The organism is Roseovarius sp. (assembly GCF_018066915.1).
Taxonomy (GTDB): domain Bacteria; phylum Pseudomonadota; class Alphaproteobacteria; order Rhodobacterales; family Rhodobacteraceae; genus Roseovarius.
Window position 1 is genome coordinate 1 of sequence record NZ_JAGPVV010000147.1, and the last position, 9,286, is coordinate 9,286.

A 9,286-nucleotide genomic window follows, 5' to 3' on the forward strand; every position below is an offset into this window, starting at 1 on the left:
GCAGGGCTTGCTGGCGGCGTTCGGCGGACCGGTGGCGGCCCCTTCGGCCAATCCTTCGGGGCGGATCAGCCCGACCACGGCGGCGCATGTGTTGGCGGGGCTTTCGGGGCGGATCGAGGCGGTGATCGAGGGCGGTGCCTGTGCGGTGGGGGTGGAATCCACCATCGTGGGGCTGGTTGGGCGGCCCAGTCTGCTGCGCCCCGGCGGGGTGCCGGTTGAGTCCATCGAGTCCCTTCTGGACGCGGATTTGGTACGCCATTCCGCCGATGATCCTTTGGTGGCCCCCGGCCAGATGCAATCCCATTACGCGCCGGGTGCGCCCGTGCGTCTGGACGCGCGCGAGCGGCGGGCCGGAGAGGTGCTGCTCGGGTTCGGGCCGGTGGACGCGGACCTGAACCTGTCGCCCTCCGGCGATCTGGTCGAGGCGGCGGCCAATCTCTTTGGTCATCTGCACGCACTTGATTCGCGGGGGGCACCGATCGCGGTATCGCCCATTCCCGAAACTGGGCTTGGTCGTGCCATCAACGATCGCTTGCGTCGTGCGGCGGCCCCGCGCGACGAGAGTTTGCCGGGGTAACAACCTTTAGCCTTTGGGCAAATAGGGAATCGAGCCTGCGGCATCGGTGTCGTCGATCACCCAGAAATGCCCTTCGCTGCCGGCCTGCCGCGCCTGCGCCAGTGGTGCGTAGTCTGGATCATGGGCAAAGGCGCGCGCGGCATCGGCCGAGGGAAACTCGATCAGGGCAATCAGGGTGGTGTCGGGCGCTGTGCCTTCCAATGTCGCGATGTTCGCGCTGCGCGAGAGATAGCGCCCGCCATGTCTGGCGGCGATGTCATGCGTCCGGGCCGCGTAATCGGGAACCCAGGCATCATCGGTGATCTTGACCTGCGCGATAAGATAGGCTGGCATGCGTTTCCTCCTGATGTGAAGGGCCACCATCCCCATGGCCCCAATGCCCGCAGAGCCTAACATGCCCGGCGCGCGGGCTGCCACTTTTGACGCTCCTACTTAGGTCGCAACCCTGCCGCGCGGCGGGCGCGCAAAAATTTTCCGCGCGCCGCGAATTTTCCTCTTGCAGCCGCGCGCCAGAGTTTATAGATCACGCCTCACCCAAGGATGCGGGCGTAGCTCAGGGGTAGAGCATAACCTTGCCAAGGTTAGGGTCGGGCGTTCGAATCGCCTCGCCCGCTCCAAATTTCCTTATAATTAAAGAAATTTGGGGCGATCCGCCGGGGGGATCGTGACATTCCGTGCTTGGCGCTTGGCCTGCGCCACGAGGCGCAGTATAGAGCCACGAAAGCTTGACGGAGGCCCCATGCGCAGCGCCACAATCACCCGTAAGACCGCCGAGACCGACATCAGCGTCACCATCAATCTCGACGGCACTGGTCGGTATGACAATCAGACCGGGGTCGGGTTCTTTGATCACATGCTGGATCAACTCGCGCGGCATTCGCTGGTGGACATGACCGTGCGCTGCACGGGCGATCTGCATATCGACGATCACCACACGGTCGAGGACGTGGGCATCGCCCTTGGTCAAGCGTTGAGCCAAGCGCTTGGCGACAAGCGCGGCATCCGGCGCTATGGGGCCTGTCTCTTGCCGATGGATGATGCGCTGGTGCGCGCCGCCCTTGATTTGTCGGGGCGGCCCTATCTGGTGTGGAACATGGATCTGCCCACGCAGAAAATCGGCACTTTTGACACCGAATTGGTGCGTGAATTCTTTCAGGCGTTCAGCACCCATGGCGGGATTACATGCCATGTCGATGCGCTGCACGGGATCAACAGTCACCACATGGCCGAGGCGGCGTTCAAGGCCGTGGCGCGCGCCCTGCGCGAAGCGGTCGAGACCGACCCGCGCAAGGCGGATGCGATTCCCTCGACCAAGGGCAGTCTCTAGCCCATGACCACCGTCATCGTCGATTACGAGAGCGGCAATCTGCACTCGGCGCAAAAGGCGTTCGAGCGTATGGCGCAAGAGACCGGGGCAGGGGCCGTGATCGTGACCTCGGACCCCGAAACCATCCGCACGGGCACGCGGATCGTGCTGCCGGGGGATGGGGCCTTTCCGGCCTGTCGGCGGGCGCTCTATGACCATCGCGGCGTGTTCGAGGCCATTGAAGAGGCGGTGATCACCCATGCGCGTCCCTTCATGGGGATATGCATCGGCATGCAAATGCTCGCCACGCGCGGGTTGGAATATGAGGAAACCGCCGGGTTCGACTGGATCGGCGGCACGGTCGGGCCGATTGCCCCCTCAGACCCGGTGCTCAAGGTGCCACATATGGGCTGGAACGATCTGGTGATCGACCACGCGCATCCGGTGCTCGATGGGATCAGCACGGGGGATCACGCCTATTTCGTGCATTCCTATCAGTTTCGGGTTGATGACCCCGCGCATATGTTGGCGCATGTCGATTATGCCGGGGCGATCACCGCTGTGGTGGGGCGCGACACCATCGTGGGCACCCAGTTTCACCCCGAGAAAAGCCAAAAGACCGGCCTACGCATGATCGCGAATTTCCTGCGCTGGAAACCCTGAATGGCGCAGGCGCTGCCCCCGCTCCAGCCGCTGCTGGACGAGATCACCGAGATTGCGCGCGCCTCTGACGACCGAGGCAAGGTGGCGGATTACATTCCCGAATTGGCGGATGTGGACCCGAACCAGTTCGGCATCGCCATCGCGCGGCCCGGTCAGCCTACGGTGATGGCGGGCGATGCGCAGGTGCCGTTTTCGATCCAGTCCGTGTCCAAGGTGTTCATGCTGGCCTTGGCCCTTGGCAAATTGGGCGACCGGCTCTGGTCCCGCGTCGGGCGCGAGCCGTCGGGGCATTCGTTTGATTCGATGCTGCTCTTGGAGTTGGAAAAGGGCTATCCGCGCAACCCGTTCATCAACGCGGGCGCGATTGTGACCACCGATGCGGTTCTGCAAGGGGCCACCCCGCGTGAAACCCTTGGCGCGCTCTTGCGGTTCATCCGCGCGGCGGCGGGGGATGAAGCCATCCATATCAATCATCGCGTCGCCCATTCGGAAATCGCCACCGGCCACCGGAATTTTGCCCTCGCGCATTACCTGCTGTCGCATGGCAACCTGAAAAACCCGCCGGACCTGACGCTTGGCACCTATTTCCACCAATGCGCGGTCGAGATGACCTGCGCGCAACTGGCCAATGCCGGGCTCTTTCTGGTGGGGGGTGAGGGTGCGCCGCGGCTGGTTTCACAGGCGCGTATTCGCCGCATCAACGCCCTGATGATGACCTGCGGGCATTATGACGGGTCGGGCGATTATGCCTTTCGCGTGGGGCTGCCGGGCAAGAGCGGGGTGGGGGGCGGTATTCTGTCGGTCGTGCCGGGCGTGGCGGCGATTGCGGTCTGGTCGCCGGGGCTCAACCACTATGGGAATTCCAAGCTGGGCACCGAGGCGATGGAGCATTTGACCACGCGGATCGGCTGGTCGGTGTTCGGGCCAGCCTGACCGGGGTAGATGCACAGGGGCAGATGCGCCGCATCCGCCCCGTGCCGGACCGTCTGGCCCTTATTTGACCTTTTGCCAGGTGCCGCCGTCGCGGCAGATGCCCAACACGCAGCCACTGACCGACAGCGTATCGCCCGAGAGTTGCAGCTTGGAGTTATAGGTCTTGTCGCGGTCGGGCGAATAGACCTTGCCCTTGTATTCGCCGCCGCCCGTGGGGGCAGTTTCGGAAATGATCTGGCGGCCGATATTCTTGCTCTGCATTTCCTTGCCGCTCTCATCAAAGGATTTGACCAGCGTGCCGCAGAGTTTCGCGCCGCAGGGCGCCACTTCGATCAGCCCGGAATGGCCATTGTCATCCTTGGCGGTGCGCCATGTCCCGAGGAGCGGCTCTGCCATCGCCATCCCGGCCCCCATCGTGAATACCGCCGTCATCATCACCAGTTTACGCATGTCTGATCCTCCCTGACATTCCCGAAAATCCTGTGCCACTGAGGCGCTACAAATCAAGTCTGACGTCGGGTCGCGTTGCAATTCCCCTGCGTGCATGCCAAATCGCGCGGGCAACACAGATGAAAGGCCCGCGCGATGATCCTCTACCCCGCCATCGACCTCAAGGACGGCAAGGCCGTGCGTCTCTTGCGGGGCGATATGGACCGCGCGACCGTGTTCAACGAAGACCCGGCGGCGCAGGCGCAAGAATTTGTCGCGGCGGGCTGTGAATGGCTGCATCTGGTGGATCTCAATGGCGCCTTTGCCGGGGCACCCGTCAACGCGGCCCCAGTCGAAGCGATTCTGGCGGCATGCCCGGTGCCCGCGCAATTGGGCGGCGGTATCCGCGATATGGCGACCATCGAAGGGTGGCTGGCCAAAGGTCTGGCGCGGGTGATTCTGGGCACCGTGGCTGTAGAAAACCCCGCGCTGGTGCGCGAGGCGGCGCGCGCCTTTCCGGGGCAGGTGGCCGTTGGGATCGACGCGCGCAATGGCCGCGTGGCGACCAAAGGCTGGGCCACCGAGACCGATGTGGAGGCGACAGACCTCGCGAAATCCTTTGAGGATGCCGGGGTGGCGGCGATCATCTATACCGACATCAACCGCGATGGGGCCATGCAGGGCCCGAATATCGAGGCGACAGCGGCCCTTGCCCGTGCTGTGAGCATTCCGGTGATCGCCTCTGGGGGGGTGTCGTCGCTCGAGGATCTCATCGCGCTGCGCGATTGCGGCGTGGCGCTCGATGGGGCGATCTCGGGGCGCGCGCTCTATGATGGGGCGCTTGATCTTGGGGCGGCCTTGGCCGCGCTCAGGGGCTGAGCGCGGCCAGAGCGGTTACTGTCCTGCGGCCGCGCCCGTCAGCTTGCCAAGCGCGCCAGTCATCATCTTGATGTATTCGGCGTCGTCGTTGATGCCGGTGTCGTCGAACATATCCTCGGGGTCTTGATAGGCGAGCCAAGTTTCCCCTGCGCCATCCTGATAGACCAGCACTTTCATCGGCAAGAACAACCCGGCCAGCGGGTCATCCTGCATCGCGGCCGTGCCCATCTTGGGGTTGCCGAAAATCAGCACCTGCGAGGGGTCAAGCGCCAGATCCACGCTGGCAGCACCCGCCGCGTGATCGACCCTGGCAAAGACCGTGGCCCCGGCTCCGGTTACGGCTGCTTCCAGCCGGTCCATGGTCGTGGCGACATCGCTGGTGGATTTGACCTTGATGATATCATCCTCACTGGCGAGGGCGGGCAGGGCGGTGAGGGCCATCGTGGCTGCGACAAGAAAACGCTTCATGGTAAACTCCTTCATTTGCAACGCTTATATGGGTCTTATCCTCTGGCATGTTAACCGATTTGCCCATAAACAACGGCGTGAAATTCCTGTAACAGCGGTACTATGCTCAAGACCCGTATCATCCCCTGTCTCGATGTCGCTGATGGCCGCGTGGTCAAGGGCGTGAACTTTGTCGATCTGCGCGATGCGGGCGATCCGGTGGATGCGGCGCGGGCCTATGATGCGGCGGGGGCGGATGAGCTGTGCTTTCTCGACATTCACGCCACGCATGAGAATCGCGGCACCATGTTCGATGTGGTCCGGCGCACCGCCGAGGCCTGCTATATCCCCCTGACCGTAGGGGGTGGCGTGCGCAGCGCGCAGGATGTGCGCGCGCTCTTGCTGGCGGGGGCGGACAAGGTCAGCTTCAATTCCGCTGCCGTGGCCGATCCCGATGTGGTGGCGCGTGCCGCCGATCAGTTTGGCAGCCAGTGCATCGTGGTGGCCATCGACGCCAAGACCGTTAGCTCCGGAAAATGGGAAATTTTCACCCATGGCGGGCGCAAGCCCACGGGCATCGACGCGGTCGAATTTGCCCGCCTTGTGGCCGCCAAGGGGGCGGGGGAGATCCTGCTCACCTCGATGGACCGCGACGGCACGCGGGCGGGCTTCAACCTGCCGCTCACCCGCGCGATTGCCGATGCGGTGAATATCCCCGTGATCGCAAGCGGTGGTGTGGGCACGCTCGACCATCTGGTCGAAGGCGTGACCGAAGGGCATGCCTCGGCTGTCCTCGCCGCCTCGATCTTTCACTTTGGCACCTACACGATTGCCGAGGCCAAGGCGCATATGGCCGCCGCTGGTATTCCCATGAGGCTGGCGGCATGACACTTGACGACCTCGCCCAGATTATCGCCGCGCGCGCAGGGACCGACCCCGAGAGCAGTTGGACCGCGAAGTTGCTGGCCAAAGGGCCTGAAAAATGCGCCGAGAAATTCGGCGAAGAGGCCATCGAGGCGATCATCGAGGCGGTAAAGGGCGACCGGGCGCGTCTGACCTCAGAGGCGGCGGATGTGCTCTTTCACCTGTTGGTGATGCTGCAATCGCGCGATGTCGCCCTATCTGACGTCATGGCCGAACTCGCCCGTCGTCAGGGCACCTCTGGCCTGACAGAAAAAGCCTCCCGCTCGAAAGACTGAGACATGATCCGCCATATTGTATTCTTTTCCGCCGCCAACCCGGACGATATCGAACGCATCCGCGACGGGCTGATGATGCTGTCGCGGATACCCCATTCCTCGCATTTCGAAGTGGGGCGCAATCTCCAGAGCGATGTGATCGCGGGCGCGCAGGTTGATCTGGTGGTCTATGCGGAATTCACCGATGAGGCAGCGCTTGCCGCCTACAAGGCCGATCCGATCTATGCCGAGTGCATAGCCCTAGTGCGGCCGCTGCGCGAATTGCGCATCGCGGCGGATTTCAAATCCACGTAACAGCCTTTTGGCCCATATCCCCCGGCACCTCGGGGAGAGTGTGAGGTGCCGGGGGAGGGACGGGGCAACCGATCAGAGGTTGCCGCGTGACAGTTCCCCCGCGATGTGATCCGCCTGACGCATGGCAAGCGCCACGATGGTCAACGTCGGGTTTTCCGCAGCCCCGGTGGTGAACTGCGAGCCGTCCGAGACAAAGAGGTTGGGGATGTCATGGGTTTGACCCCATTTGTTCACCACCCCGTCGCGCGGGTTTTCGGACATGCGGTTGGTCCCCAGATTGTGGGTCGAGGGGTAGGGCGGCGTCGGGAAGGTGCGCGTAGCCCCCACCGCCTCGTAAACCGCGATGCCCCGGCTGTAGGCATGGTTGCGCATCGCCACGTCATTGGGGTGATCCGAGAAATGCACATTGGCCACGGGCAGGCCCCACTGGTCCTTGACGTCATGGTTTAGGGTGACGCGGTTGGTTTCCTGCGGCATATCCTCGCCCACGATCCACATGCCAGCCATGTTCTCATAGGCGTCAAGCGCGGTGGTGAATTCGCGCCCCCATGAACCGGGATCGAGGAACGCAGCCATGAAGGGCAGGCCAAGCGCCAGCGTTTCCAGCTCATACCCGCCGACAAAGCCGCGCGAGGGGTCGTGCCGCGCTTCGTCCTGAATGATGCCCGCCATGGTCGTGCCGCGCCACATCTTCACCGGCTTGTCGAACACGCCGTAGACTGATCCGGTCATGTGACGCATGTAGTTGCGCCCCACCTGACCCGAGGAATTGGCAAGCCCGTCGGGGAACATCGACGAGGCGGAATTCAAGAGCAGACGGGGCGATTCGAACGAGTTGCCCGCAACGCAAACGGCACGCGCCTTTTGCATCTGGAGATTGCCCGCCTCGTCGAAATACTCGACGCCCGTCACCTTGCCGCTGTCGTCATGCAGGATGCGCGCGACATGCGCCTTGGAACGCACCTCGAGATTGCCCGTGGCCTCGCCGCGCGGAATGTCGGTATAGGCCGCAGACCATTTCGCACCCCATTTGCAGCCCTGAAAGCAGAAGCCCGTCTGCTGGCAAGCCATGCGCCCGTCATATTCCTCGGAGTTGATGGCCATGCGCCCGGTGTGGACTTCCTTGTAGCCAAGCGCCTTGGCGCCTGCCTCGAACACCTTGTAATTGTTGTTCCCCGGCAGCCCGGCCAGATCGTTGGTGCGGGTCACGCCCAGTTTTTTCTCGGCCTTGTCATACCACGGTGCCATTTCGGCAGCGTCGATGGGCCAGTCGAGCAGGTTGGCACCCTGCACCGGGCCATAGTTGGTCTTGGCCTTCCATTCGTGGTCCTGAAAGCGGATCGAGGCCCCGGCCCAGTGGGTCGTGGTGCCGCCCACCGCCTTGACGATCCAAGCGGGCAGGCCGGAAAAATCCTTGGCCACGCGCCAGTCACCCGACGTGGTGCGCGGGTCGAGCCAGGCCAGTTGTCCAAAACTTTCCCATTCGTCGTTGATGTAATCCTCGGGCAGATAGCGCCCGCCTGCTTCGAGCGCCACGACGGACACGCCGCGTTGCGCCAACTCGTTGGACAGCACGCCGCCGCCCGCGCCGGTGCCGATGACAACAATCACAGTGTCGTCATTATGATCAAAAGGTGCAGCCATAGTCTTTCCTCCCTAGATGGCTATGGCTCAGAGCCAGTTGATGTCGTCAAAGCCGCGGTTGATGTAACCGCCCTGGCTAAAGGACTCGCCCTCATAGCCAAAGAGCGGCCAAACCGCCTTTTGGTTATAGAGGCCCGTCACCAGCCCGCCCCGGATCTGCTGGAAAAACGCGCTGTCTTCGATGCTGCGCAGAATGTCGACACGGTCACGCTCCCAGCCGATGCTCAGGTAATCGGCGTGGCCTTTGCCCTGTGCCGCGGCGTTGAGGCCTGCGATGCCTGCTTCGATCCCTGTCGCGGCCTCGGCGCTGTCATAGCCCTTGACCGCGATGGCATAGTATTCATCGGCCAGATGGTCATGGGGATAGATATCGCGGGCCATCTGGATCAGCGTTGCCATCGTTTCAGGCTTGAGTGCTTGGGTCTCGAGCGCCCAGGCCGCATCGGTGCTGGCGACATAGCCAGCGCCTACGACAAAACTTGCGCCCGCCGCAATAGAGCGCGAGAGCAACTCGCGCCGGGTCAGCCCTTTACGGGCATTGGTATCAGTCATTGGTTCTCCTCCCTAATGGTAAACGCTCGCGCCCGGTGTGGCGCGCGCGCCTGCTCTCATTTGAAACGCCCACCGCGTTCCAGAACTTCGATTTCATAGCCGTCAGGATCGGCGACAAAGAAAAACTTGCCCACGAGTTTGCCGTCAGGGGCGAATTCCACCATCTTGCGGGGATTGAGGCCCTCGGCCTCGAACCGCGCATGCTCTGCCGCCAGATCCTCGACCAGAACGGCCAGATGACCATAGCCATCACCGCGGTCATAAGGCTCGGTGCGGCCCTTGTTGATGGTCAGTTCCACCTCGAACGGGCTTTTGTCATTCGACATGTAGACGAGGGTGAATTTCTCGAAATCCAGCCGGTCC

Annotated in this window: 14 protein-coding genes and 1 tRNA gene; 9 read left to right on the top strand and 6 right to left on the bottom strand. The window is 63.0% G+C overall.

Annotated features, from left to right (window positions below):
* Positions 1–577, top strand: a 577-nt coding sequence (locus KBT70_RS07975) for a Sua5 family C-terminal domain-containing protein (RefSeq protein ID WP_296630946.1), incomplete at its 5' end; no start/stop codon positions are given.
* Between the two features lie 6 nt (positions 578–583).
* Here the strand turns inward: KBT70_RS07975 and KBT70_RS07980 are convergent.
* On the bottom strand, positions 584–910 hold the full coding sequence (locus KBT70_RS07980) for a DUF1330 domain-containing protein (RefSeq protein WP_296630951.1): 327 nt from the start codon (positions 908–910) through the stop codon (positions 584–586).
* Between the two features lie 209 nt (positions 911–1,119).
* Here KBT70_RS07980 and KBT70_RS07985 point away from each other — a divergent pair.
* The 4 genes from KBT70_RS07985 (at position 1,120) to KBT70_RS08000 (ending at position 3,479) form a co-directional block, all read left to right on the top strand.
* Positions 1,120–1,194: transfer RNA gene (locus KBT70_RS07985), tRNA-Gly, on the top strand.
* 122 nt (positions 1,195–1,316) lie between these two features.
* The gene (hisB, locus tag KBT70_RS07990) at positions 1,317–1,904 is read left to right on the top strand and encodes an imidazoleglycerol-phosphate dehydratase HisB (RefSeq protein WP_296630954.1); all 588 of its coding nucleotides are present in this window, start codon (positions 1,317–1,319) and stop codon (positions 1,902–1,904) included.
* Positions 1,905–1,907: 3 nt separating this feature from the next.
* Positions 1,908–2,546, top strand: a complete 639-nt coding sequence (gene hisH, locus KBT70_RS07995) for an imidazole glycerol phosphate synthase subunit HisH (RefSeq protein WP_296630956.1) — start codon at positions 1,908–1,910, stop codon at positions 2,544–2,546.
* Positions 2,547–3,479 (top strand): glutaminase, encoded by a 933-nt coding sequence (locus tag KBT70_RS08000; protein ID WP_296630958.1) that lies wholly within the window; start codon positions 2,547–2,549, stop codon positions 3,477–3,479. It begins immediately after the preceding gene.
* Positions 3,480–3,539: 60 nt separating this feature from the next.
* Here the strand turns inward: KBT70_RS08000 and KBT70_RS08005 are convergent, their stop codons facing one another.
* The gene (locus KBT70_RS08005; protein ID WP_296630960.1) at positions 3,540–3,929 is read right to left on the bottom strand and encodes a DUF2147 domain-containing protein; all 390 of its coding nucleotides are present in this window, start codon (positions 3,927–3,929) and stop codon (positions 3,540–3,542) included.
* 135 nt (positions 3,930–4,064) lie between these two features.
* On the opposite strand from KBT70_RS08005, the gene hisA reads away from it, so the two are divergent.
* Positions 4,065–4,787 carry a 1-(5-phosphoribosyl)-5-[(5-phosphoribosylamino)methylideneamino]imidazole-4-carboxamide isomerase gene (hisA, locus tag KBT70_RS08010; RefSeq protein ID WP_296630963.1) on the top strand — a complete coding sequence of 241 codons (723 nt, stop codon included), beginning with the start codon at positions 4,065–4,067 and terminating at the stop codon, positions 4,785–4,787.
* 15 nt (positions 4,788–4,802) lie between these two features.
* On the opposite strand, the gene KBT70_RS08015 is transcribed toward hisA, so the two are convergent.
* The gene (locus KBT70_RS08015; protein ID WP_296630966.1) at positions 4,803–5,255 is read right to left on the bottom strand and encodes a DUF302 domain-containing protein; all 453 of its coding nucleotides are present in this window, start codon (positions 5,253–5,255) and stop codon (positions 4,803–4,805) included.
* A gap of 102 nt (positions 5,256–5,357) precedes the next feature.
* Between KBT70_RS08015 and hisF the strand changes: the two genes are divergently transcribed.
* The 3 genes from hisF to KBT70_RS08030 are packed head-to-tail and all read left to right on the top strand — an operon-like array spanning position 5,358 to position 6,727.
* The gene (gene hisF / locus KBT70_RS08020; RefSeq protein WP_296630969.1) at positions 5,358–6,122 is read left to right on the top strand and encodes an imidazole glycerol phosphate synthase subunit HisF; all 765 of its coding nucleotides are present in this window, start codon (positions 5,358–5,360) and stop codon (positions 6,120–6,122) included.
* Entirely contained in the window at positions 6,119–6,433 is a 315-nt protein-coding gene (locus tag KBT70_RS08025; RefSeq protein ID WP_296630972.1) for a phosphoribosyl-ATP diphosphatase, read from the top strand. The genes hisF and KBT70_RS08025 overlap by 4 nt, the downstream gene beginning before the upstream one ends.
* Before the next feature lie 3 nt (positions 6,434–6,436).
* On the top strand, positions 6,437–6,727 hold the full coding sequence (locus tag KBT70_RS08030) for a Dabb family protein (protein ID WP_296630975.1): 291 nt from the start codon (positions 6,437–6,439) through the stop codon (positions 6,725–6,727).
* 72 nt (positions 6,728–6,799) lie between these two features.
* Here KBT70_RS08030 and KBT70_RS08035 read toward each other — a convergent pair whose 3' ends face one another.
* From KBT70_RS08035 to KBT70_RS08045, 3 genes are all read right to left on the bottom strand, one after another.
* Positions 6,800–8,371, bottom strand: coding sequence for a GMC family oxidoreductase (locus KBT70_RS08035; protein WP_296630977.1), 1,572 nt, complete (start codon positions 8,369–8,371; stop codon positions 6,800–6,802).
* A 27-nt stretch (positions 8,372–8,398) separates the two neighbouring features.
* Complete coding sequence (locus KBT70_RS08040; RefSeq protein WP_296630980.1) at positions 8,399–8,923, bottom strand: Twin-arginine translocation pathway signal; 525 nt, start codon at positions 8,921–8,923, stop codon at positions 8,399–8,401.
* A 56-nt stretch (positions 8,924–8,979) separates the two neighbouring features.
* Positions 8,980–9,286: VOC family protein (locus KBT70_RS08045; RefSeq protein WP_296630983.1), on the bottom strand; the 307-nt coding region annotated here is incomplete at its 5' end.

Bases quoted from the DNA above. Each gene is read 5' to 3' on its own strand.
- KBT70_RS08015 (WP_296630966.1), bottom strand. From the start codon at position 5,255: ATGAAGCGTTTTCTTGTCGCAGCCACGATGGCCCTCACCGCCCTGCCC.
- KBT70_RS08000 (WP_296630958.1), top strand. From the start codon at position 2,547: ATGGCGCAGGCGCTGCCCCCGCTCCAGCCGCTGCTGGACGAGATCACC.
- KBT70_RS08030 (WP_296630975.1), top strand. From the start codon at position 6,437: ATGATCCGCCATATTGTATTCTTTTCCGCCGCCAACCCGGACGATATC.
- hisA (WP_296630963.1), top strand. From the start codon at position 4,065: ATGATCCTCTACCCCGCCATCGACCTCAAGGACGGCAAGGCCGTGCGT.
- KBT70_RS07980 (WP_296630951.1), bottom strand. From the start codon at position 910: ATGCCAGCCTATCTTATCGCGCAGGTCAAGATCACCGATGATGCCTGG.
- hisH (WP_296630956.1), top strand. From the start codon at position 1,908: ATGACCACCGTCATCGTCGATTACGAGAGCGGCAATCTGCACTCGGCG.
- KBT70_RS08005 (WP_296630960.1), bottom strand. From the start codon at position 3,929: ATGCGTAAACTGGTGATGATGACGGCGGTATTCACGATGGGGGCCGGG.
- KBT70_RS08040 (WP_296630980.1), bottom strand. From the start codon at position 8,923: ATGACTGATACCAATGCCCGTAAAGGGCTGACCCGGCGCGAGTTGCTC.
- hisB (WP_296630954.1), top strand. From the start codon at position 1,317: ATGCGCAGCGCCACAATCACCCGTAAGACCGCCGAGACCGACATCAGC.
- hisF (WP_296630969.1), top strand. From the start codon at position 5,358: ATGCTCAAGACCCGTATCATCCCCTGTCTCGATGTCGCTGATGGCCGC.
- KBT70_RS08035 (WP_296630977.1), bottom strand. From the start codon at position 8,371: ATGGCTGCACCTTTTGATCATAATGACGACACTGTGATTGTTGTCATC.
- KBT70_RS08025 (WP_296630972.1), top strand. From the start codon at position 6,119: ATGACACTTGACGACCTCGCCCAGATTATCGCCGCGCGCGCAGGGACC.